The organism is Pseudotabrizicola sp., from assembly GCF_030656345.1.
Lineage (GTDB): Bacteria > Pseudomonadota > Alphaproteobacteria > Rhodobacterales > Rhodobacteraceae > Pseudotabrizicola.
Genome location: NZ_JAUSNR010000006.1, coordinates 168,390 through 191,490, shown reverse-complemented (window position 1 = coordinate 191,490; position 23,101 = coordinate 168,390). Strand labels below are relative to the sequence as shown.

Below are 23,101 nucleotides of genomic sequence, written 5' to 3'. Positions count from 1 at the left end.
CGCTTACGCCGCCTCTTCCTCTTCCGCCGATTGCCGGGCCCACATCGCGGAATAGCGCCCGCCATTGGTCAGCAGCACCTCATGCGTGCCCTGTTCCACGATCTCGCCCGCTTCCAGCACGATGATCCGGTCGGCATCGGCAATGGTCGACAGCCGGTGCGCGATGGTGATCACCGACCGGCCCTGCCCCATCAGCAGCAGACTGTCCTGAATGTCGCGCTCGGTCTGGGTATCCAGCGCCGAGGTCGCCTCATCCAGAATCAGGATCGGCGGGTTCTTCAGCAAGGTCCGCGCAATGCCCACCCGCTGCTTTTCCCCGCCCGACAGTTTCAGCCCGCGTTCACCCACCGTGGTCTCGTACCCTTCGGGCAGGGACACGATGAAATCGTGGATGCGCGCCGCCTTTGCCGCCGCCTCCACCTCATCCCGCGTGGCCCCGGCGCGGCCATAGGCGATGTTGTAATAGACCGTATCGTTGAACAGCACCGTATCCTGCGGCACCACCCCGATCTGCCCGTGGATGCTGGTCTGCGTCACATCGCGCAGATCCTGCCCGTCGATGCGGATCGCGCCGCCGGTCACGTCATAGAACCGGAACAACAGCCGCCCGATGGTTGATTTGCCCGACCCCGACGGCCCGACCAGCGCCACCCGTTGCCCCGGCGCCACGGTAAAGCTGACGCCTTTCAGGATCGGGCGGGTCGGGTCATAGTCAAAGCGCACATCGTCAAAGGTGACCTCGCCCTTGGTCACCGCCAGATCGGGTGCTGCGGGCTTGTCAACCACCTCGGCAGGCTGGCCCAGCAGGCCGAACATCTCACCCATATCGACCAGCGCCTGCCGGATTTCGCGGTACACCGTGCCAAGGAAGTTCAGCGGCATGGTGATCTGGATCATATAGGCGTTGACCATGACGAAATCGCCGACCGTCAGCACGCCCTGCTGCACCCCGCGCGCCGCCATCACCATCACGATCACCAGACCCGAGGTGATCAGGAACGCCTGCCCAAGGTTCAGGAACGCAAGCGACAACCCGGTCTTGACCGCCGCCACCTCATAGCGCTGCATCGCCATGTCATAGCGCTGCGCCTCCAGCCCTTCGGCGTTGAAATACTTCACCGTCTCATAGTTGAGCAGAGAGTCGATGGCCTTCTGGTTGGCATCGGTGTCCTGCGCATTCATCTCGCGCCGGATCGCCACCCGCCACTCGGTGACCTTCAGGGTAAAACCGATGTAGATGCTGATCACCACCACCACCACCGCCGCATATTGCCAGCCGAACACCACCGCAAAGATGATCGCCACCATGCTCAGCTCAAGGATCAGCGGCCCGATGGACAACAGCATGAAGCGCAACAGGAAATCGACGCCCTTCACACCCCGTTCGATAATCCGGCTGAGCCCCCCGGTTTTCCGGGTGATGTGATAGCGCATCGACAGTTTGTGGATATGGGTGAACGTCTCCAGCGCCAGCTGGCGCAGCGCGCGTTGCCCCACCCGCACGAACACCGCATCGCGCGCCTCGTTGAAGGCGACCGTCAGCAGCCGCGCCATGCCGTAGGCCACCGTCAGCCCCACCGCTGCCAGCCCCAGCAGGGTGGCCGCATCAGGCGCGTCGCCCGCCAGCGCATCCACCGCCTGCTTGTAGATCGCCGGGGTCGAGACCGACACCACCTTGGCCATCACCAGCAGCAGCAGGGATGCCACCACCCGCCGTTTCACCCAGGCCTGACCCGGGGGCCACAGATAGGGGATCACACGCGCAATGGTCTGCAGGCCACTGGCCGGGGCGTCTTTCGGGGTCGGTTCAAACATGGGGGCCTCTTTTCGGCCCTGATATCTAGGGGGATCGGGCGGAAATGGCCAGACCCGCGCTAGGGTTTTGCCGGAATAGTAAACACCTGCCCCGGATAGATCAGATCGGGGTTGCCGATCTTGTCGCGGTTGGCCTCATAGACCTGCACATACAGCACGCCCTGTCCGAAATTTTCGCGCGCGATGCCCCAGAGGGTGAAGCCGGGCTGCACGGTGACGGTGACCGGCGGCGGCGGTGACCCGGCAGGCGCTGCGGCATCCGCCGTCAGCGCTGCGGGCGCAGCAGTGCCCGCCGGGGCGACCGGGGGGGCCGATCCGGCGAAGGCGGTGTCGGTTGGGGCAACATCCGCGGCGGGTGCCGCGCCCAGTTCTTCCGATTCAGGCAACGGCGGGGCGGCGGGTGCGGCGTCCCCTGCCGCCTGCGCGGTCCGGACAGCCACTTGCCCCACGGCCTGTTCCGGCGCTGTGGTCCCGGCGTCCTGCGCGCCTGCCGCTGTCAAGGCCGCCAGGTTTTCGATGGTTTCGCGCTTGAACGGGGTCTCGAACCGGGCCGAGACTTTGCCGGTTCCGTCCACCTGATCGACCCGCAGCGTATAGATCTGCGGCGCGGTGTCGCCCAGTGTCACCTGCCACAACCCGGTTTCCAGAATGGCCGCTTCGGCCACCAGCGCGGTATCCAGATAGATCCGCACGGTCTGGCCGGGCTGGCCCCGGCCCGACAGCTGCACAGCGCCGCCGGGTGCATAGGAAATCGTCTCCAGCAGCACCGGCACCCCGTCTGCCACCAGATCGGCGGTGGGCTGCGCGCCTTGTGCCACCGTTGCCCCGTCTTCGGTCACCAGCAAAGCCACCGGCGGTGCCGGGGGCGGCGCGGGTTCTGCTGCGGGCTCTGCGGGTTCTGGCGCAGGCGCGGCAAGGGCCGCAACCTCGGCTGCCTCTGCCGGTGCCTCTGCCGCGCCCTCTGCCATCGGCGCGGGTGCCGGAGAGGGAGTTGCGGCAGGGGCGGGAGCGGTGGCGGGTGCAGCGGCCATGGCCACGATCTGCGGCCCGGCAATCGGCCCCAGCGCCACCGATTGTTCCGACCCCGCCCGCGCGCCACCTGGCAACAGCGCGTCCAGCGTCATCAGACTGGGCTGCGCATTGGGCGGCAGGGTGAACAGCGCGGCAAAGCTGCCATCGCCGCCCGCCTGAACCTCGGCCACCGGCTGGCCATCGACCAGCACCGACACCATCGCCCCTGCCGCCGCGCGGCCAGACACAACGGCAGAGCCATCCGCCTCGATCCGGTAGCCGTCAAAGGCGGGGGGGACGGGCGCGGGCGCGGCGGGTGGCACAGGCTCTGCCGCAGGTTCTGGCTCTGCCGCTGGCTCCGCCGCTGCCGCCTGAACCCCGGGCACCCCCGGCTCGGCCTCCGGCTCAGATGGCGCAGCGGACAGCCCGACCGGCGCAGGCTGCTCATCGGGCTGCGTCGCAGGTGCCACGGGTGCAGCGGCCACAATCTGCTCCGGCGTGCTATCCCCGCCCAGTTCCGGCACGGCGGTCACGGCCACAGGCGGCGTGTCATTCGCAGGCTGCTGCACCGGCCACAGCACAGCCGCGATCACCGCCACCACGCCAAGACCAACCACAATCCCCGCGACGCGCGCGCCGCCGCTCAACCCAGTCGAAACCGCCATATCGTTTCCCCGTCGCTTCCCCGGCCCGAAACCGGCCCGGCCTGCGGGGCCTGTCCCCGGCCCCTGCTTTCCTTTGCATAGGAACCCCGATAACACTGGGCTTGCAATGAAAATCCCCAAATGAGGCCACTATGACCCTGCTTCGTTCCGTCTGTGTCTTCTGCGGATCACGCCCCGGCCTGTCGCCCGCCTATGCCGCAGATGCCCGCGCCCTGGGTCTGGGCATCGCCGATCACGGCTGGCGGCTGGTGTATGGCGCGGGCGATGTCGGGCTGATGGGCGAAGTCGCCCGCGCCGCCCTGACCGCAGGCGCACGCACCATGGGCGTGATCCCGACGCATCTGATGGGCAAGGAACGCGGCAAGCGCGATCTGAACCAGCTGGTCATCACCGAAGACATGCACGAGCGTAAAAAGGTCATGTTCATGAATTCAGACGCCATCGTGGTGCTGCCCGGCGGCGCAGGCAGTCTGGACGAGTTTTTCGAGGTGCTGACCTGGCGGCAGATCGGGCTGCACACCAAACCGATTTTCCTTCTGGATACAGATGGTTACTGGCAGCCGCTGATCCAACTTGTCGATCACGTCATCGCACAGGGCTTTGCCGAGCCGCATCTGCGCCACGCCTTCACCGCCATCCCCGATGTGCCGGGCCTGCTGGCCCGGCTGGACTCTGACTTTTCCTGAACTTGTCAGTCGCTTACGCGGCCAACCTCAGGCAAATTCTCAGGCCGCCCGCTCCATCGCTTCGGCCATCACGCTGACAATCTTGTCCAGCGGATGCTGCGTCAGCGTTTTGGGCAGCATGATCGCCACCCGGCTGCGCAGATTATGGTCCAGCCGGGTGCGGATCGCCTCCAGCAGATGCGGTGGTGCTGCGATGGCCAGACGTGAGGTGCGCGACTGGCGCACGGCAAAGGACAGTCGTGTCATCAGCATGGCAACCATTGCCGTTTCGGCCAGACGTGCCCGATCGCTCGCCTCCGCCGGTCGATTGCCATCGCCGGGTTCTGGCGGGGTGTCGCACCTGGGCGTTTCAATCCGGTCAATCAGCCGCAAATCGGGTGTGGCCACCGTGCCGGCATTCTCAAGAATCACCGCTCCGGCCCCGTCCACCACCACAATCCAGCAACCCCGTGTGATCATTGTCATATCGTCCTCCCCCCGTTTCTTGTTCATCTCCCTTTCAGATGGGAACTGCATGATGCGCCGGTAGTGTGACACAGTGACCACAACAAAAATACCCGCACAAAAAAATGCGCGGGTATCAGGCCAGACATAAGAATGGCAATTATATCAATGGGTTAAGCGTCAGAGACGGGCCGCGACCGCTTCCCAGTTCACCAATTTGTCAAGAAAATTTGTCAGGTAAGCGGGACGCTTGTTGCGGAAGTCGATGTAGTAGGAATGTTCCCACACATCACAGCCCAGAAGTGCGGTCTGGCCAAAGCACAGCGGGTTGACGCCGTTTTCGGTCTTGGTGACCTTCAGCGCGCCGTCCGCGTCCTTGACCAGCCAGGCCCAGCCTGATCCGAACTGGCCTGCACCGGCAGCGGAGAATTCTTCCTTGAACGTGTCAACCGACCCGAACGACTCGGTCAACGCCTTTTCCAGCGCACCCGGCATCGCCTTTTCACCCGGCCCCATGATCTCCCAGAACAGGGCATGGTTCCAGTGCTGGCTGGCGTTGTTGAAGATGCCATTCTGCGCGACGGCGGTCTTGTTGTAGGTGCCGACCACGATCTCTTCGACCGACTTACCTTCCCATTCGGTGCCGGCAATCAGCTTGTTGCCGTTGTCGACATAGGCCTTGTGGTGAATGTCGTGGTGATACTCCAGCGTCTCTTTCGACATGCCAAGCGCGGCAAGCGCATCGTGGGCATAGGGCAGATCGGGAAGCGTGAAAGCCATCGTGTTCATCCTTTGTCGATTGGTACGGTCTGGCGCAAATAGGTGCTTTTCCGGGCCGAAGGTCAAGACCTGCGCCGGGAAAAGGTGACTCATTACGTCAACGATCGGCCCCGGTCATCGGTTCCATGGTGATCACCTCGACCCCGCCCTGCACCACGGTGTAAAAGCACGACCGGCGGTTGGTGTGGCAGGCAGGCCCGTGCTGATGCACCCGCACCAGCAGGCAATCGCGGTCGCAATCGACCCGCAATTCCACCAGATGCTGCACATGGCCCGAAGTGTCGCCCTTGACCCAGAACGCCGCCCGCGACCGCGACCAATAGGTCACCCGGCCTGTGGCCAGCGTCTGTGCGACCGCGTCGGCGGTCATCCACGCCATCATCAGCACATCGCCCGTCTCATGGTCCTGCGCGATGCAGGGGATCAGCCCGTTCGAGTCGTACTTTAGTGTTGCAGGGTCAAAAGCCATCGGGGTTCTCCTTGGCGGGCGCGGGGGGAAGGTCTATCTAAGGATTGACCAAAGGAAAAGCGCCCTGAGCGAAAGCGACCACACAAACATGAGCGATACCGAGTTGATCAAACTGTATTCCGGCCAGATTCTTGAACTGGCGGCGGATATTCCCCTGCATGGCCGCCTGCCCGGGGCGCAGGCCACGGTGCGCAAACGCTCGCCCTTGTGCGGGTCGACGGTGACGGTGGATCTGGTCATGGACGCGGGCCGGGTCAGCGCCTTTGGTCAGGACGTGAAGGCCTGCGCGCTGGGGCAAGCCGCAGCCAGCCTGCTGGGCCATGTGGTGATCGGGCGCACTGCGGCCGAACTGGCGCAGGGACGCGACGCCCTGCGCGCCATGCTCAAGGACGCGGGCCCGGTGCCGGCCGCGCCGTTCGACGGTTATGTGGTGCTGACCCCGGCACGCGACTACAAGAACCGCCACGCCTCGATCCTGCTGGCGATCGAGGCCGCAGCGGAAGCCGCTGCGATGGCGGATGCGACGCTGCCACAAGGCTGACCGCCGACACCCCCGGAATAAAAAAACCGCCGCACGTCGGATCGACGGCGGCGGCAAGTGGCGTGTCTGGTGCGCGCAAATGGCATCACTTGGGGACAGATGCGGGGCGCGCGGGATCAGACCGCAGGCAGTGTCAGAACGAGAACGACAGGCAGACATAAAGCGTGGCAAACAGGGCGAAGACGCCCAACAGATCCTCAATCAACGTGGCGCGGGACCGGGTGACGATTTCCTTGACCTGGGCAACCATGGCATCCTCCTGTTTGCGTGTTGCCATATTGTTCTCACACCAACGCAGGCCTGTAAAGAACTTTTTAAGAACATTTGAGAACAAAATGCATACGGCGTCAGCCGACCGAGATCAGCCGGATCGCCCGGTCCTGATCCAGCAGCCACAACAGCACCCGCGCCGCCTGCCCGCGCGGGCTGGTCAACCCCGGGTCCACCGTCAGCAACGCCCGCGCATCCGACTGTGCCACTGCCATCAGCGCCGCCTGCCGTTCCAGATCGGCCACGCGGAACCGGGGCAGACCCGATTGCGCAGTGCCGATCAGATCGCCCGCGCCGCGCATTGCCAGATCTTCCTCGGCAATGCGGAAGCCGTCTTCGGTATCGCGGATCGTGGTCAGCCGCCGCTCCCCCGCCTCACTCAACGGGGCCTGATACAGCAGCAGGCAGGTCGACTCTGCCGCCCCGCGCCCCACGCGCCCCCGCAGCTGGTGCAGTTGTGCCAGACCAAAGATTTCCGCCCGCTCGATCACCATGATCGAGGCATTGGGCACGTTCACCCCCACCTCGATCACCGTGGTTGCCACCAGCACCCGGGTTTCCCCACGCTGAAACCGGGCCATCGCGGCGTCCTTCTCAGCCGGGGGCAACTGGCCGTGCACCAGCCCCACCACATCGCCCAACGCCGCGCGCAGATGGGCAAAGCGCGCCTCGGCTGAGGCGTAGTCCAGCACCTCGGAGTCTTCCACCAGCGGGCAGACCCAATAGCATTGCCGCCCCTCTGACACAGCGCGGGCCAGATGGGCCACCACCTCATCCATCCGCCCAGCCGCGATCATCGCGGTCTTGATCGGTTTGCGCCCGGCGGGTTTTTCATCCAACACCGAGACATCCATATCGCCATAGCTGGCAAGCGCCAGAGAGCGCGGAATCGGCGTCGCCGTCATCACCAGCACATCGACCGCCCGGCCCTTGGCCCCCAGCTCCATCCGCTGCGCCACACCGAAGCGGTGCTGTTCATCCACCACCGCCAGCCGCAGATCGTGGAACGCCACATCTTTCTGAAACACCGCATGGGTGCCGACCAGCATTGCAATCTGTCCCCCGGCCAGCCCCTGCAGCTTGGCAGCACGCTCCGCCCCCTTGTCGCGGCCCGTCAGCAATTCCAGCCGCACACCGGCCGCCGCCGCCAAAGGGGCCAACCCTTCATAATGCTGCCGCGCCAGAATTTCAGTCGGGGCCATCATCACGCCCTGCCCGCCCGACTCTGCCGCGATCAGCAGCGCCATGAAGGCGACCAGCGTTTTGCCCGACCCCACATCGCCCTGCAACAAACGGTTCATCCGCAAGGGTGCCGCCATATCCGCCGCAATCTCGGCCACGGCGCGGGTTTGCGCCCCGGTCGGCGCATAGGGCAGACCGGCCAGCACCTGCGCCTGCAACTGCCCGGTGCCGCGCGTCACCACCCCCTTTGACTTGCGCAAAGACGCCCGCGCCAAAGACAGCGTCAGCTGATGCGCAAACAGCTCGTCATAGGCCAGCCGCGCGCGGGCCGAATCGGTGGGCGCAAGCGCTGCCGCATCGCCCGGCTGGTGCACCGCCGCAATCGCTGCGCGCCAGTCCGGCCAACCCTCCTTCGCCTTCAGCCCCGGGTCGATCCACTCCGCCAGATCGGGCGCGCGCGCCACCGCCCCCTCTGCCGCCTTTGCCACCACCCGCAGCGTGATACCTGCGGTCAGCGGATAAACCGGCTCATAGGCGGGCAGCTCCCCCGCCTCTTCCACCCGCAGCACATGATCGGGGTGTACCATCTGGGCAATGCCATCAAACAGCTCGATCCGGCCCGAGACGATGCGGCGCTGACCCGTCGGCAGCAGCTTTTGCAGGTAGTCGCCCCGCGCATGAAAGAACACCAGCGCCCATTCCAGCTGCGGATCGCGCACCATCACACGATAAGGCTTGCCCTTGGTGCGCGGCGGGAAATGCGCGCCCACCTCCACCTCGACCGTCAGCACGCAAGGCGGCACCACATCGCGCACGGAGGTCTTGCGGCTGCGGTCGATGCCGGAATGCGGCAGCAGGAACAGCAGATCGCGTGGCCGGGTCACCCCCAGCGCCTCCATCGCGCGGGCGGTCTTCGGCCCCACGCCTTCCAGCGTTTCCAGATCCGCGAACAGCGGAAACAGGATTTCCGGCCGGCTCATGCGCCCTCAATCAAGGCAAGCCAGCCGTCTTCATCCAGCACCGTAACCCCATGTTTTGCCGCCTCTTTCAGCTTTGATCCGGCACCCGACCCTGCCACCAGAATATCGGTGCGCGCACTGACAGAGCCCGCCACCTTGGCCCCCAGCGATTCCGCCCGCGCCTTGGCTTCGGCCCGCGTCATCTTTTCCAGACTGCCGGTGAAGACGACCGTCTTGCCCGCGACCGGACTGTCGCTCGCCGCTTTCCACACCACCGGCTGCACCTGCAACTGATCGACCAGCGCATCAATCGCCGCGCGTTCGGCATCGTTCTGAAACGCCGCCGTCAGGCTTGTCGCCAGTGTCTCTCCCACGCCGTCAATCGACAGCAATTCCTCCCACGCGCCCGTGCCCGGCACCGCATGGGTGACGGCGGCCTCGAACGCCTCCCAGGTGCTGTAGTGCCGCGACAGGATCTGTGCTGCCACCTCACCCACATGCCGGATGCCAAGCGAAAAGATCAGCCGGTCCAGCGGGATGCGGCGCTTATCCTCAATCGCGGCGAACAGTTTGCGCGCCGAAGTCTCGCCAAAGCCTTCGCGATTCTTCAGCCGTTTCAAACCGTTGGCGGCGTCTCTTGCGGCAAGGGTGAAGATATCGGCGGGCGTTTTCACCGGCAGATCGTGATCGCGGAAAAACATCTCCACCTGTTTCGCCCCCAGACCTTCGATGTCAAAGGCGTGGCGGCTGACGAAATGCTTGAGCCGCTCCACCGCCTGCGCCGGGCAGATCAGCCCGCCGGAACAGCGCCGCACCGCGTCGCCTTCCTCACGCAGGGCCGGGCTGCCGCATTCGGGGCATTCATGCGGGAAAACAAAAGCTTGCGAGCCGTCCTTGCGACGGCTCAGGTCCACATCCGCCAGTTTGGGAATCACATCCCCGGCGCGGTAGACCTGCACCCAATCGCCGATGCGGAAATCGTTGCCGCCCCTGATTTCATTGCCCTTGGCGTCCCGCCCCGCGATGTAATCCTCATTGTGCAGGGTCGCATTGCTGACCACCACGCCCCCCACGGTGACCGGGCGCAGCCGCGCCACCGGCGACAGCGCCCCGGTCCGGCCGACCTGAATGTCGATGCCCAGCAGTTCCGTCCAGGCCAGCTCTGCCGGAAACTTATGCGCAATCGCCCAGCGTGGCGTCGCCGAGCGGAACCCCAGCCGCGCCTGCAGGCCCAGATCATCGACTTTGTAGACCACACCGTCGATGTCATAACCCAAAGCGGCCCGCTGCACCTCAATCTGGCGGTAGTGCGCCAGCATCTGATCCGGCCCGTCGCACAACTGCGTCAGCGGGTTGGTCTGAAACCCCAGCGCCGCCAGCCGGGCAATCGCCCCATATTGCGTGGCGGCCAGCGGTTCAGACAGCGCGCCCCAGCTGTAGGCGAAAAAGCGCAACGGCCGCGCCGCCGTAACGCCCGCATCCAGCTGGCGCAAAGATCCGGCGGCGGCGTTGCGCGGATTGGCAAAGGTTTTGCCGCCCGACGTCGCCTGCCGCGCATTCAGCGCGGCAAAATCGGCGTGGGACATATAGACCTCGCCCCGGACCTCCAGCACATCCGGCGCGCCGCTCAGGCGCTGCGGAATATCGGCAATGGTGCGGGCGTTGTCGGTTACGTTTTCCCCAACCTCGCCATCGCCGCGCGTCGCCGCCTGCACCAGCACGCCGCCTTCATACCGCAAGGACAGCGACAGCCCGTCGATCTTGGGTTCGGCGGTAAAGGCCAAGGGGCTGGAGTGGTTCAGATATTTGCGCACCCGATCGGCAAAATCCGCAACATCCGCGTCATCAAACGCATTCTCAAGGCTCAGCATCCGCACGGAATGCGCGACCTTGCCAAAGCCATCCGACACCGACGCCCCCACCTGATCACTGGGGCTGTCGGCGCGTTTCAGGCCGGGGAACCGCGCCTCTATCGCCGCATTGCGCTGTTTGAGCACATCATACTCGGCATCCGAGATCTCGGGTGCGTCCAGCGTGTGATAGGCCCGGTTCGCGCCCGCCAAAACCGCTGCCAGCCGCGCCAGTTCGCTGCGCGCCTGATCTTCGGTCAACTGATCCACCGCTGTTTCGGCCATCATCCCCTCCGCTTGCCCCCAAGGTTTAGGGGGGCGGCCAGCCAAGGGCAAGGGCTGCAAGGTTCAGGCGCTGGCGACCATCTTGCGCGGTTCCCCCACCGGGTCACGCAGGACATAGCCCCGGCCCCAGACGGTTTCGATGTAATTGTGCCCGCCGGTCGCCTCTGCCAGCTTTTTGCGCAGCTTGCAGATGAACACGTCGATGATCTTCAGCTCCGGCTCATCCATGCCGCCATAAAGATGGTTCAGAAACATCTCTTTGGTCAGCGTGGTGCCCTTGCGCAAGGACAGCAGTTCCAGCATCTGATATTCCTTGCCGGTCAGATGCACCGATTTGTTGTCCACCTCGACCGTTTTGGCATCAAGGTTCACATTCACCTTGCCGGTCACGATCACCGACTGGCTGTGCCCTTTGGAGCGGCGGATGATGGCATGAATCCGCGCCACGAGTTCCTCGCGGTGAAACGGTTTGGTCAGATAATCATCTGCCCCGAAGCCAAAGCCCTTAAGCTTCGAGTCCGTGTCATCTGTCCCTGACAGAATCAGGATCGGTGTTTCGATCCGTGCCAGCCGAAGCTGTCGCAACACCTCGTGCCCGGACATGTCAGGCAGGTTCAGATCCAGCAAAATAAGATCGTAATCATAAAGCTTTGCCAGATCTATGCCATCTTCGCCCATGTCTGTGCAGTACACATTCAGGTTGGCGTGGCTCAACATCATCTCGATGCTGCGCGAGGTTGTTGGATCATCCTCGACGAGAAGTATTCGCATGGTCAGGCTCCGCAACAGACAGGTTCGTTAACACCATGGGGGGCAATGGTTAACCATACGTTACTCTGCCAGAGCGCGAGGCAAAAACATCTTAAAGTTGTCTATATTTCTGGATGGTTGTGACTTTCAACGCCTTCTCGCCATGCGATTCAACAGCCTGACGCCACAATGTGAACTCTTCCTCTGACAGATCATAGCGTTCCAGCGCTTCCGCAAGGGTGATCAGACCGTGAATCACCGCGCTCACCACCACCGCCTTGCGGCTCGCGACCCAGCGCCGGGTGTCGGGCGGGGGCAGATCGGCACGGGACAGGATGCTGCCATCCGGCAGGGTGACCTGGCGCGGGCCATCAACACGTTTGAGATACATGGCCATGACTTTCCATTCGACAACCCGCTTTACCCCGACCGTGCCTGATCAGACTTAAGTGATGGTGAAGGTTGCGCGTCAGAAGGGGTTGAGATTGCCGCGCATTTTCCTATATTACGCGCCATTCCCGAAAGGTTTGACCATGCTCGACCACCCGCTCAATTCGCTGGGGCTGCCAAAGCCCCCGTCCGCCACGCGCGTCGTGGTGGCAATGTCGGGGGGTGTCGACAGCTCGGTCGTGGCTGCGATGCTGAAGGAAGAAGGCTACGACGTCGTCGGCGTCACGCTGCAGCTGTATGATCACGGCGCGGCTCTGGCCAAAAAAGGGGCCTGCTGCGCGGGGCGTGACATTCACGATGCGCGCCGCGTGGCCGAAACCATGGGCTTTCCGCATTATGTGCTGGATTATGAAAACACCTTCCGCGAAGCGGTGATGGAAGAATTCGCCGATGCCTATCTGGCCGGTGCCACCCCGGTGCCCTGCATCCGCTGCAATGAACGGGTGAAGTTCAAGGATCTGCTGGCCACCGCCCGCGATCTGGATGCCGATTGCATGGCGACGGGGCATTATATCCAGCGCAAGACCGGCAACTCCGGCCCGGAACTGCATGCCGCTGCCGATGCGAACCGCGACCAGAGCTATTTCCTGTTCTCGACCACCGCCGAACAGCTGGATTACCTGCGCTTTCCGCTGGGCCACCTGCACTCCAAGGCCGAGACCCGCGCCTTGGCGGCCAAATACGGCCTGCCGGTGGCGGACAAGCCCGACAGTCAGGACATCTGCTTTGTGCCGAACGGCGATTATGCGGCGGTGATCGAAAAGCTGCGCCCCGGAGCCGCCGATCGGGGCGAGATTGTCGATCTGGAAGGCCGCGTGCTGGGGCAGCACCGCGGCGTGATCCATTACACCATCGGCCAGCGCAAAGGTCTGGGCATCGGGGGCCTGGGCGATCCGCTGTATGTGGTGCGGCTTGATCCTGAAACCCGCCGCGTCATCGTCGGCCCGCGTGAATCGCTTGCCACCCGCACCATCCCGGTGCGGGAGGTGAACTGGCTGGGCGATGCAGCCTTTGACTCGCAGCCCGAATGGCAGGTCATGGTCAAGGTCCGCTCGACCCGCCCGCCGCGCCCGGCGGTGATCCGGCCGCTGTCGGCGACCGAGGCCGAGGTAGAGCTGCTGGACCCCGAAGATGGCGTCAGCGCAGGCCAGGCCTGCGTGTTCTACGCCACCGAGGGCAGCCGGGTCTTGGGCGGCGGCTGGGTCTGGCGCGGACGGTAAGCGCTTATTCAGCGGCCTGCGTCGCTTCCGCTTCCGCCGCCGCATCTGCCGCCTGAATCTCGGCGGCCTTGGCCTCGACCAGCTCGACAATATGGTCGATCATCGCGTCATTGCCCAGCTTGTGGCTTTGCTTGCCGGCAAGATACACCATCCCCGACCCGGCCCCACCGCCGGTAAAGCCGATGTCGGTCATCAGCGCCTCACCCGGACCATTCACCACGCAGCCGATGATCGACAGTGACAGGCTGGTGGTCACATGTGCCAGACGGTCCTCCAGCGCGGTCACCGTCTTGATCACATCAAACCCCTGCCGCGCGCAGGACGGGCAGGAGATGATCGTCACGCCGCGATGCCGCAGGCCCAGCGACTTCAGAATCTCGAACCCGACCTTCACCTCTTCCACCGGGTCCGCCGACAGCGACACCCGGATCGTATCGCCGATCCCCATCCAGAGCAGGTTGCCCAACCCGATGGCCGATTTCACCGTTCCCGATTGCAGGCCCCCGGCTTCGGTGATGCCCAGATGGATCGGCGCATCGGTCACATCGGCCAGTTGCTGATAGGCCGCCGCCGCCATGAACACATCCGATGCTTTCACAGAGATCTTGAACTCGTGAAAATCGTTGTCCTGCAACAGCTTGATATGATCCATACCGGATTCGACCATCGCGTCCGGGCAAGGCTCGCCATATTTGTCCAGCAGGTGCTTTTCCAAAGACCCCGCATTCACCCCGATACGGATCGAACAGCCGTAATCCTTGGCCGCCTTCACCACCTCGGCCACGCGCTTTGCATCGCCGATATTGCCGGGGTTGATGCGCAGACAGGCCGCGCCCGCCTCTGCCGCCTCGATCGCGCGTTTGTAGTGGAAATGGATATCGGCCACGATCGGCACGGGCGACTCGCGGCAGATCAACCGCAGCGCCGCCGTGCTTTCCGGGTCGGGGGTCGAGACCCGCACGATATCGGCCCCGGCAATCGCCGCGCGCTGGATCTGTTCCAGCGTGCCCGCCACATCGGTGGTCAGCGTGTTGGTCATGGTCTGGACCGAGATCGGCGCGTCGCCGCCCACCAGCACCTTGCCAACGCGGATCTGGCGCGAGGTCCGACGGTAAATATTGCGCCACGGGCGAACGGTATTCAGGCTCATCTTGGCACGGGTCCTCTGATGCTTTGCCTCTTGATAAGACGACAAAGCCGCCCCGGCAATGCCAAGGACGGCCATGTCACTCATGATTGACAGAAACCTGTAACGGTTCAGCGGCACCCGGAAAGGACGCAGGTCTATTGCGACGGGGTGCCGATCAGCTGCGAGGCATCGGCGACGTTCACAATCGCGGCCAGATCGGCATCGCGGTTCAGATCCGCGACGGCAAACTTTTCGGTCAGCGCTTCAGGCGACAGGGCGACGTTCTTGACCACCTGCGCACCGGGGGCGGCCGGGCCATAGGTCTGGCCGTTCACCGCAAAATAAAGCGATCCGGAATTGCCGGCGCGCAGAACCGCGGGTTCTTCCAGCTGCGGCACGGCCCAACGCTCACCGGCATCGAGGATCTTTTCAAACAACACCGTGCCATCTGCCGACGACACCCGGACCCAGGACGGGCGCACGGCCAGCAGTTCGACCCCCGGTTGCGCTGCGGCCACGACCTGCACCGCCTGATCGCCGGTGCCCAAGGCTTCGGCAAGCGCGGCATCCACCGCTTCGGGTGATGCGGCGGCGGCGGCCAGACGCGGGTTGATCGCCGCAATCGGGCCATCACGAGACGTCAGCACCGGCACATCCAGCGCCTGCGGACGGTACAGGCGATCCATCTGTTCGACCTGCTGCTGCACCGGATCGGCACTGGCCAGTTCGATGCCGGCCAGGTCGGTGCCGGCCAGCGGGGCCGAGCGCACCAGCGGGGCTGAGCCGCTGACATTGCCCAGCGGGTCGATTTCGGCCACCACCATCGGGGCCTGATCCACCGGCGACAGCTGCACGCGCTGCACTTCCTGCAACACCGACCAGCCGCCATAGCCAATCGCCCCGATCAGCGCGACCAGCACCAGAAGCGATCCGACCGCCCCCGGTTCAACCTGCGCAAACAGGCTTTCGCTGCGGGGAATGAAGGTGGCGTTCGGATTGGCCAGCGGGTCGCTGAACACCTGCGTGCTGCGGCTGCGCGCGGCGGTCATCCCGGAAGATGAGGCTGCAGCGCTCATCCCATGGGCGACTTCGAAATTTGCTTCCTTGGAAAACCGGGCAAAGGCCATATCCGGGTCCATCCCCAGATAGCGCGCATAAGACCGCACGTAACCGGCCACAAACCCCTGGGTTTCAAAGGCAGAGATATCGGCATTTTCAATTGCGGCGATATAGGCGGCCTTGATCTTCAGCTCACGCTGCACGTCCAGCAGCGATTTCCCCATCGTGGCACGTTCGCCCCGCATAAGGTCGCCCAACCGCAGATCGAAGTCGTCAAAGCCCTTTGGGCCCTCTGTCTCCGGCATCGAAGGTTTCGCCCTCCGCCCGATCATGCGCACTGCCCCATGACTGTCCCCAAGTCCCTATCGCCGTTTTTACCACGACTCATTTTGTTCGTATTAGGGATTCGTTATCACAGCACAAGGTCTTTTGCACCTGCGAGAACGGCCCTAGGCTGACACCTCGGCGCGATTTAGCGCACATTGCCCCCAGAGATGATCCATAGCCGTTACCAAAGCGTTAATTTCCACAGAGTCATGCACAGGCGAGGGTGTAAAACGCAGCCGCTCGGTGCCGCGAGGCACGGTGGGGTAGTTGATCGGCTGCACATAGACCCCGAACTGATCCAGCAACATATCGGACAGCAGCTTGCAATGGGTGGGGTTGCCGACATGCACCGGCACAATATGCGAGCCGTGATCAATGATCGGCAGGCCCAGACCTTTCAGCCGCATCTTCAGCGTCCGGGCATAGGATTGCTGCAGATCGCGCAATTTCTGACCCTCTGCCGTTTTCAGAAACCGCACGCTCGCCGCCGCCCCGGCCGCAACCGCAGGGGGCAGCGAGGTGGTGAAAATAAACCCCGGCGCGTAGGATCGCACCGCATCCACCATCTTCGCACTTGCAGCAATATAGCCGCCGAACACCCCGAACGCCTTGGCCAGCGTGGCGTTGATGATGTCCACCCGGTGCATCTGATGGTCACGTTCGGCCACCCCTGCCCCGCGCGGGCCGTACATGCCGACGGCATGCACCTCATCCAGATAGGTCAGCGCGCCGAATTCGTCGGCCAGATCGCAGATCTGCGCAATCGGGCCGAAATCGCCGTCCATCGAATAGATCGATTCAAACGCGATCAGCTTGGGCGCGTCCGGATCATCCGCCGCCAGCAGTTCGCGCAGGTGGGCCACATCATTGTGCCGGAAAATCCGCTTGAGACCGCCGCCGCGCCGCACGCCTTCGATCATCGACGCATGGTTCAGCGCGTCAGAATAAATGATCAGCCCGGGGAATATCTGGCGCAGCACCGACAGGGTGGCATCATTGGCGATATAGGCGCTGGTGAACACCAGCGCCGCCTCTTTGCGGTGCAGATCGGCCAGCTCTGCCTCCAGCCGGTTGTGATAAACGGTGGTGCCCGAGATATTGCGGGTGCCGCCCGACCCGGCGCCGGTGGCCTCCAGCGCCTCGTGCATGGCAGCCAGCACCACCGGGTGCTGGCCCATGCCCAGATAATCATTGCCGCACCAGACGGTGATATCTTTCTTGCTGCCATCGGGCCGGGTCCAGACCGCATGCGGAAACTGGCCGTTCTGCCGTTCAATGTCGATGAAGGTGCGGTAGCGCCCTTCATCATGCAGGCGTTGCAGGGCGATATCGAGGTCGGTGTCATAGCGCATGGGTCTTCTCCGTGGCCCCCCTGCTGCAATCGGTCGCAGGGGCTGTTGCGTGCAGCTCCGCCCGAATATCAGGCACAAAGCTGCGGCTTGCCTTGACTTGCATCAACCCGGGGACAGAAGGAACAGGGCAATTTGCCGCCCCTCCCGCCCGGCGGGGTCTGCATCACGCCGAAATCACTGGGCAGGTGCCACTTCCAGAACCACGACGCAGGGCATCTGCCCTTTGCGGGCCTGATCACAGGCGGCAAGTGCGGCAGTGCGCGCGGCCGCCGCATCGGGCAGATCCCCCAGGGCCACGGCCGACGGCACGGGTGATCCGTCGCGCACAAACCCGTCCTGCGGCGAGATGGCAAGGGCCGCATGGCCGGTGCGGCTGGTCACGAACAGCGACAGCGCCTGATCATTCGTCGCCACCAGCCGCAGCGTGGCCAGTTCTTCCGCCGTCAGAAACGGGTGCAGATGCAGGCTGACCGCCGATCCGGCATTCACCCCGGCCTCTACCGGCACGGTCTGCGCCGCAGCAAAACTGCCGGTTGCGGCGATCAGCGCCGCCAGAACGCCCGCTTTCATCATCTGTGACTTGCCCATGTATCCTCCTGTGCCGTCCGGCATTGCTTTCTGTCCCCCGCCGCGATGTAACCCAAGCCCGCAGCTCTGGACAGTGGCTTGCATCCTGTTAACGTCGGTCATCCGTTCACTTTGTTGTAGAGAAGCGAAAGAAATCATGTCTCTGGACACAGTCCTTGCCCGTATCGATGCCGATCTGGACCAGTCGCTTGACCGGCTGCTTGATCTGCTGCGCATCCCCTCCATCTCGACCGACCCGGCCTACAAGGCCGATTGCGCCCGCGCCGCCGACTGGCTGGTGGAGGAGCTGAAGACGCTCGGCTTCGACGCCTCCAGCCGCCCGACGCCGGGGCATCCGATGGTGGTGGCGCATGGCGGCACCGGGGACAAACATCTGTTGTTCTACGGCCATTACGATGTGCAGCCCGTTGATCCGCTGCATCTGTGGGACCGCGATCCGTTTGATCCGCAGGTGCAGGACACCGCCAAGGGCCGGGTGATCCGCGGGCGCGGATCGGCGGATGACAAGGGCCAGTTGATGACGTTCCTTGAGGCGTGCCGCGCGTGGAAAGCGGTGCATGGCACCCTTCCCGGCAGGTTGACGATCTTTCTCGAAGGCGAAGAGGAATCCAGCTCGCCCAGCCTGATCCCGTTCATGCAGGAGAACGCCACTGAGCTGAAAGCCGACATCGCCCTGATCTGCGACACCGGCATGTTTGAAGACACCACCCCCGCGATCGTGACCATGCTGCGCGGGCTGCTGGGGGAAGAGATCACCATCCACGGCCCCGACAAGGATCTGCATTCGGGCATGTATGGCGGGGCCGCGATCAACCCGATCCGGGTGCTGTCGCGCATCCTTGGCAATCTGCATGACGATCAGGGCCGCATCACGGTGCCGCATTTCTACGACGGCGTGCAGGAACTGCCCGACGCGATCCGCGCGCAATGGCAGGCCCTGTCTTTTGACCATGCGAAATTCCTCGGCGATGTCGGGCTGTCGGTCCCGGCGGGTGAACAGGACCGCACGCCCTTGGAAATGCTGTGGTCGCGCCCGACGGCAGAGGTGAACGGCATCTGGGGCGGCTATACCGGCGACGGGTTCAAGACCGTGCTGCCGGCGCAGGCCCATGCGAAAGTCTCGTTCCGTCTGGTGGCAGGGCAAGACCCCGACGCGCTGCGCGACAATTTCCGCGCCTGGGTGCAGGATCAGTTACCCCCCGATTGCCGCGCCGAGTTCCACGGCCATGGCAACAGCCCCGCCGGCGTGATGTCGGTCGAGGCCCCGGCCTTTGATGCCGCACGGGCGGCGCTGTCGGATGAATGGGGCAAACCGGCGGCCTTTGTCGGCTGCGGTGGGTCAATCCCGATTGCGGGGTATTTCAAGACCTATCTGGATATGGATGCCATGCTGATCGGCTTTGGCCGCGATGACGATCTGATCCACAGCCCGAATGAGAAATACGATCTGGAGTCGTTTCACAAAGGCATCCGGTCCTGGGCGCGGGTGCTGGACCGGCTGGCGTAGCGTTTGCGGACAGGCCGGGGGGCTTGCTGCCCCCCCAGCCAATTGGTTTCTCGGACCAATGGCGAAACCAATTGGCTACCCCCGAGAGTATTTTTATCAAGATGAAGGACGGGCCGTGAGCATTTTCATTCGAAGCGCGGAGGCACGTGATGAAACAGCCTGGCGCGGGTTGTGGCAGGATTATCTGACATTCTATGACGTCACGCTGCCCGAAGACATTACAGCATCGACATGGGCGCGCTGTCTGGACCCGGGCCACCGGATGCAGTGTCGTCTTGCGTTTGACGGGGCCGCATTGCGCGGGTTTGCCATTCACCATGCCCATTGTTCCACCTGGGTGATTGCGGACGATGTCTATCTGGAAGATCTGTTCGTAACGGCTGATGCGCGCGGGCAAGGTGTGGGCCGGGCACTGATCGAGGATCTGATCGCGCTTGGCCGCGCGCAGGGCTGGCACCGGCTGTATTGGCACACCCACCGCGACAACACGGCGGCGCGGCGGCTGTATGATACCTACTGTCAGGAAGACGGCCACATCCGCTATCGCGTGGCCCTATAAATCACCGTACTGGCCGGCGCGTGTAAAGCCGGAGTCTTCGCGGAAGCGCAGGCCCGGCCCGTCACTGTCGACCTGCGCGCAGATCGGGCGTTTGCCGGACCAGATCTCGCAATACAGATCGCCGTCCACCCGCCATTCGCCCCAGCCCCCGGCCCGGACCGTGCGGCCGTCTTCAAGGAAATACTGCGCCACCCCGTCCGGGAACACCACGACGCGTGAGGTCAGCGCATCGGCAATCTGGCCGCCGGTCAGTTGCTGCCACCCCTCGGCCAGCGCCACCCCCGGCCAAAGCGTCAGGATCACCATCAATTCCCGCATCCGGTCCCCTTTGCCTTGCGTCAAGCACGCCCGCAGTCTAAGGGGGCCGCGCACCCCCTTTCCAATGATAGGTTCGTGATGATCCCGCGTTATTCCCGCCCCGAGATGGTTGCCCTGTGGTCGCCGGCCACGAAATTCCGCATCTGGTTCGAGATCGAGGCCCATGCCTGCGACGCCATGGCAGAGCTGGGGGTGATCCCGAAGGCCAATGCGCAAGCGGTCTGGAAGGCCCGCGATGTGGAATTCGACGTCGCCCGGATCGACGAGATCGAAGCGGTGACCAAGCATGACGTCATCGCCTTCCTGACCCATCTGGCCGAGCATATCGGTGCCGATGATGCGCGTTTCGTGCATCAGGGCATGACCAGTTCCGACGTGCTGGACACCACGCTGAACGTGCAGCTGGTGCGGGCGGCGGACCTTTTGTTGGCCGGGATGGACCGGGTTCTGGCCGCGCTGAAGACGCGCGCGTTTGAGCATAAGGACACCGTGCGCATCGGCCGCAGCCATGGCATCCATGCCGAGCCGACCACGATGGGCCTGACCTTCGCCCGGTTCTATGCCGAAATGGCGCGTGGCCGGGCGCGGCTGGTCAATGCCCGCGCCGAAGTGGCGACGGGGGCGATTTCCGGCGCTGTCGGCACTTTTGCCAACATCGACCCGCGGGTGGAAGAGCATGTCTGCGCGCAATTGGGCCTGACGCCGGAACCGATTTCCACCCAGGTCATCCCGCGCGACCGCCATGCGATGTTCTTTGCCACCCTTGGCGTGATCGCCAGCAGCATTGAAAACATCGCCACCGAATTCCGCCACATGCAGCGCACCGAAGTGCTGGAGGCGGAAGAGTTCTTCAGCCCCGGCCAGAAGGGCAGCTCGGCGATGCCGCACAAGCGCAATCCGGTGCTGACCGAAAACCTGACCGGCCTTGCGCGGCTGGTCCGCATGGCGGTGGTGCCGGCGATGGAAAATGTGGCGCTGTGGCATGAGCGTGATATCAGCCATTCGAGCGTGGAACGCGCGATTGGCCCGGATGCCACGATCACGCTGGATTTCGCCCTGCACCGTTTGGCAAATGTGGTTGAAAAACTGGTGGTTTACCCGGAAAACATGATGCGGAACATGAACAAGTTCCGCGGATTGGTGATGAGCCAGCGGGTGCTGCTGGCGCTGACGCAGGCCGGCGTGTCACGCGAAGACAGCTACCGTCTGGTGCAAAGAAACGCCATGAAGGTCTGGGAACAAGGCGCTGATTTCAAAACGGAATTGCTGGCCGATGCCGAGGTGCTGGCGGCGCTTTCCCCGGCGCAGATCGAGGAAAAGTTCGACCTTGGCTATCACACCAAGCATGTCGACACGATCTTTGCCCGGGTTTTCGGCGCATAACGAAAGCGTGACCGGCGGGGCGATGCGCCCTGCCGGAATCCGGCCTTGATATGCCAGAGTCCGTGCTACCCTTGAATTGCACTCAATTCACCATGGGAAGGACGACTGATGAACACCAAACTCACCGCCGCCGTCATCGCGCTCATGCTGCTGCCGTCCGTGTCGATGGCCTATTGCTCGGGCCACAAAGAGATCACCGCGTCGTCGTGCAAGGACGGCATGAGCTGGGATCAGGCCAAGGGCGAATGCACGCTGACCCCCACCACCTGATCTGGCCGTAATGCCTCCTTAACCCCGGACTGGCAGCCTGTGTGCAGGACCACCAGAACGGGGAATCGGATGTCGGATGATTTTGGCCACGCCTTGGCGCGCATCACTCCGGTGCAGCGCGCAGTGTCTTTTGGCGGCAGTCTGGGCGAACGGCGCGCGCCGACGCCGCGTGAAAAGGCGGCAATCATTGTACGCCTGATGCTGGCCGAGGGCGGGTCGATGCCAGTCACCGCCCTGCCCGACCACATGCAGGCGGCGCTGACCGAACAGATCGGCCAGATGCGTCTGGTTGACCGCAACACCCTGTCGCAGGTGGTCGAAGAGTTCCTGGCCGAGCTGGAAGAGGTGGGGCTGTCTTTCCCCGGCGGCATTGATGGCGCGCTGACCATGATGGACGGCCATATCAGCGCCACCGCCGCCAGCCGCCTGCGCCGTCTGGCGGGCGCCTTGGGCAAGGGCGACCCGTGGGAACGGCTGACCACCCTGCCCGCAGACCGCATCCTGCCGGTGCTGGAGGCGGAAAGCGTGGAGGTTGCCGCCGTCATGCTGTCCAAACTGCCGGTGCCGAAGGCCGCCGAACTGCTGGGCCGGTTGCCGGGCGACAAGGCGCGCCGCGTGGCCTATGCAGTTTCCATGACCGGCAGTGTCAGCCCCGAAACCGTGCGCCGGATCGGCCATTCGCTGGCGACCCAGCTGGATGCCCAGCCCGCCCGCGCCTTTGACGCCGGCCCGGTGGAACGGGTGGGGGCAATCCTGAACATCTCGACCTCGGCCACGCGTGATGATGTGCTGCTCGGACTGGATGCCGAAGATGCCGCCTTTGCCGAACAGGTACGCAAGGCGATTTTCACCTTCGGTCATATCCCTGCCCGCATCATGCCCCGCGATATCCCCAAGATCGTGCGCATGATCGACCTGCCGGTTCTGGTGACCGCCCTCACCGCCGCACAAACGCAGGCCCAGCAGGCCGCTGCGGTGGAATTCATTCTGGCCAACATCTCGCAGCGGCTGGCGCAGTCGATCCGCGACGAAATGGCCACCCGTGGCAAGGTCAAGGACAAGGACGCCGAAGACGCGATGACCAGCATCGTCACCACCATCCGCCAGCTCGAAGGGGCCGGTGAGATTGTCATGAACCGGGATGAGGATTGACGGGGGCAGCAAAGGGCACGGCACAGGGCACGGCCTTGTGAAGCCCCCGGCAGCAGGATAGCGTCCGCCGCAAAAGGACG

22 protein-coding genes are annotated in these 23,101 nt (G+C 64.0%); 8 read left to right on the top strand and 14 right to left on the bottom strand.

What is annotated here, in order from left to right; genetic code table 11:
• Window positions 1–3 precede the first annotated feature (3 nt).
• Entirely contained in the window at window positions 4–1,815 is a 1,812-nt protein-coding gene (locus tag Q7J44_RS02885; RefSeq protein ID WP_304876796.1) for an ABC transporter ATP-binding protein/permease, read from the bottom strand.
• Window positions 1,816–1,874: 59 nt separating this feature from the next.
• The gene (locus Q7J44_RS02880) at window positions 1,875–3,491 is read right to left on the bottom strand and encodes a LysM peptidoglycan-binding domain-containing protein (RefSeq protein WP_304876794.1); all 1,617 of its coding nucleotides are present in this window, start codon (window positions 3,489–3,491) and stop codon (window positions 1,875–1,877) included.
• 131 nt (window positions 3,492–3,622) lie between these two features.
• On the opposite strand from Q7J44_RS02880, the gene Q7J44_RS02875 reads away from it, so the two are divergent.
• Window positions 3,623–4,177: a TIGR00730 family Rossman fold protein gene (locus Q7J44_RS02875; protein WP_304876792.1), complete on the top strand. Its 555-nt coding sequence runs from the start codon at window positions 3,623–3,625 to the stop codon at window positions 4,175–4,177.
• Between the two features lie 39 nt (window positions 4,178–4,216).
• On the opposite strand, the gene Q7J44_RS02870 is transcribed toward Q7J44_RS02875, so the two are convergent.
• The 3 genes from Q7J44_RS02870 to hisI all read right to left on the bottom strand — a co-directional run bounded on the left by Q7J44_RS02870 (window position 4,217) and on the right by hisI (window position 5,870).
• Complete coding sequence (locus tag Q7J44_RS02870; protein ID WP_304876790.1) at window positions 4,217–4,642, bottom strand: host attachment protein; 426 nt, start codon at window positions 4,640–4,642, stop codon at window positions 4,217–4,219.
• Between the two features lie 159 nt (window positions 4,643–4,801).
• A complete protein-coding gene (locus tag Q7J44_RS02865) occupies window positions 4,802–5,401 on the bottom strand; it encodes a superoxide dismutase (protein ID WP_304876788.1) in 600 nt (199 codons plus the stop codon).
• 97 nt (window positions 5,402–5,498) lie between these two features.
• On the bottom strand, window positions 5,499–5,870 hold the full coding sequence (hisI, locus tag Q7J44_RS02860) for a phosphoribosyl-AMP cyclohydrolase (protein ID WP_304876786.1): 372 nt from the start codon (window positions 5,868–5,870) through the stop codon (window positions 5,499–5,501).
• Window positions 5,871–5,958: 88 nt separating this feature from the next.
• Between hisI and Q7J44_RS02855 the strand changes: the two genes are divergently transcribed.
• On the top strand, window positions 5,959–6,411 hold the full coding sequence (locus tag Q7J44_RS02855) for an iron-sulfur cluster assembly scaffold protein (RefSeq protein WP_304876784.1): 453 nt from the start codon (window positions 5,959–5,961) through the stop codon (window positions 6,409–6,411).
• A 347-nt stretch (window positions 6,412–6,758) separates the two neighbouring features.
• Here the strand turns inward: Q7J44_RS02855 and recG are convergent, their stop codons facing one another.
• From recG to Q7J44_RS02835, 4 genes are all read right to left on the bottom strand, one after another.
• On the bottom strand, window positions 6,759–8,843 hold the full coding sequence (gene recG / locus Q7J44_RS02850) for an ATP-dependent DNA helicase RecG (protein ID WP_304876782.1): 2,085 nt from the start codon (window positions 8,841–8,843) through the stop codon (window positions 6,759–6,761).
• Window positions 8,840–10,960, bottom strand: coding sequence for an NAD-dependent DNA ligase LigA (gene ligA / locus Q7J44_RS02845; RefSeq protein WP_304876780.1), 2,121 nt, complete (start codon window positions 10,958–10,960; stop codon window positions 8,840–8,842). Before ligA ends, recG begins: the two co-directional genes overlap by 4 nt.
• Window positions 10,961–11,020: 60 nt before the next feature.
• A complete protein-coding gene (gene ctrA, locus Q7J44_RS02840; RefSeq protein WP_304876778.1) occupies window positions 11,021–11,728 on the bottom strand; it encodes a response regulator transcription factor CtrA in 708 nt (235 codons plus the stop codon).
• A gap of 91 nt (window positions 11,729–11,819) precedes the next feature.
• Window positions 11,820–12,098 (bottom strand): DUF1153 domain-containing protein, encoded by a 279-nt coding sequence (locus tag Q7J44_RS02835; RefSeq protein WP_304876776.1) that lies wholly within the window; start codon window positions 12,096–12,098, stop codon window positions 11,820–11,822.
• Between the two features lie 142 nt (window positions 12,099–12,240).
• Between Q7J44_RS02835 and mnmA the strand changes: the two genes are divergently transcribed.
• A complete protein-coding gene (gene mnmA, locus Q7J44_RS02830; protein ID WP_304876774.1) occupies window positions 12,241–13,377 on the top strand; it encodes a tRNA 2-thiouridine(34) synthase MnmA in 1,137 nt (378 codons plus the stop codon).
• A gap of 4 nt (window positions 13,378–13,381) precedes the next feature.
• On the opposite strand, the gene ispG is transcribed toward mnmA, so the two are convergent.
• The 4 genes from ispG to Q7J44_RS02810 all read right to left on the bottom strand — a co-directional run bounded on the left by ispG (window position 13,382) and on the right by Q7J44_RS02810 (window position 17,832).
• Window positions 13,382–14,527 carry a flavodoxin-dependent (E)-4-hydroxy-3-methylbut-2-enyl-diphosphate synthase gene (ispG, locus tag Q7J44_RS02825; protein WP_304876899.1) on the bottom strand — a complete coding sequence of 382 codons (1,146 nt, stop codon included), beginning with the start codon at window positions 14,525–14,527 and terminating at the stop codon, window positions 13,382–13,384.
• Window positions 14,528–14,661: 134 nt separating this feature from the next.
• Window positions 14,662–15,897: a helix-turn-helix domain-containing protein gene (locus tag Q7J44_RS02820; protein ID WP_304876772.1), complete on the bottom strand. Its 1,236-nt coding sequence runs from the start codon at window positions 15,895–15,897 to the stop codon at window positions 14,662–14,664.
• A 117-nt stretch (window positions 15,898–16,014) separates the two neighbouring features.
• Complete coding sequence (gene hemA, locus Q7J44_RS02815; RefSeq protein ID WP_304876770.1) at window positions 16,015–17,244, bottom strand: 5-aminolevulinate synthase; 1,230 nt, start codon at window positions 17,242–17,244, stop codon at window positions 16,015–16,017.
• A gap of 174 nt (window positions 17,245–17,418) precedes the next feature.
• Window positions 17,419–17,832, bottom strand: a complete 414-nt coding sequence (locus Q7J44_RS02810) for a hypothetical protein (RefSeq protein WP_304876768.1) — start codon at window positions 17,830–17,832, stop codon at window positions 17,419–17,421.
• A gap of 136 nt (window positions 17,833–17,968) precedes the next feature.
• Between Q7J44_RS02810 and Q7J44_RS02805 the strand changes: the two genes are divergently transcribed.
• Both Q7J44_RS02805 and Q7J44_RS02800 read left to right on the top strand, forming a co-directional pair.
• Window positions 17,969–19,339 (top strand): M20/M25/M40 family metallo-hydrolase, encoded by a 1,371-nt coding sequence (locus Q7J44_RS02805; RefSeq protein ID WP_304876766.1) that lies wholly within the window; start codon window positions 17,969–17,971, stop codon window positions 19,337–19,339.
• A gap of 115 nt (window positions 19,340–19,454) precedes the next feature.
• Entirely contained in the window at window positions 19,455–19,898 is a 444-nt protein-coding gene (locus tag Q7J44_RS02800; protein ID WP_304876764.1) for a GNAT family N-acetyltransferase, read from the top strand.
• Here the strand turns inward: Q7J44_RS02800 and Q7J44_RS02795 are convergent.
• The gene (locus tag Q7J44_RS02795; protein ID WP_304876762.1) at window positions 19,893–20,216 is read right to left on the bottom strand and encodes a hypothetical protein; all 324 of its coding nucleotides are present in this window, start codon (window positions 20,214–20,216) and stop codon (window positions 19,893–19,895) included. The genes Q7J44_RS02800 and Q7J44_RS02795 overlap by 6 nt on opposite strands.
• A 78-nt stretch (window positions 20,217–20,294) precedes the next feature.
• Here Q7J44_RS02795 and purB point away from each other — a divergent pair, with 78 nt between their 5' ends.
• The 3 genes from purB (at window position 20,295) to Q7J44_RS02780 (ending at window position 23,021) form a co-directional block, all read left to right on the top strand.
• On the top strand, window positions 20,295–21,599 hold the full coding sequence (gene purB / locus Q7J44_RS02790; RefSeq protein ID WP_304876897.1) for an adenylosuccinate lyase: 1,305 nt from the start codon (window positions 20,295–20,297) through the stop codon (window positions 21,597–21,599).
• Window positions 21,600–21,707: 108 nt separating this feature from the next.
• Window positions 21,708–21,869, top strand: coding sequence for a hypothetical protein (locus Q7J44_RS02785; RefSeq protein WP_304876760.1), 162 nt, complete (start codon window positions 21,708–21,710; stop codon window positions 21,867–21,869).
• A 69-nt stretch (window positions 21,870–21,938) separates the two neighbouring features.
• Complete coding sequence (locus Q7J44_RS02780; protein ID WP_304876759.1) at window positions 21,939–23,021, top strand: flagellar motor switch protein FliG; 1,083 nt, start codon at window positions 21,939–21,941, stop codon at window positions 23,019–23,021.
• The last annotated feature ends 80 nt before the right edge of the window (window positions 23,022–23,101 follow it).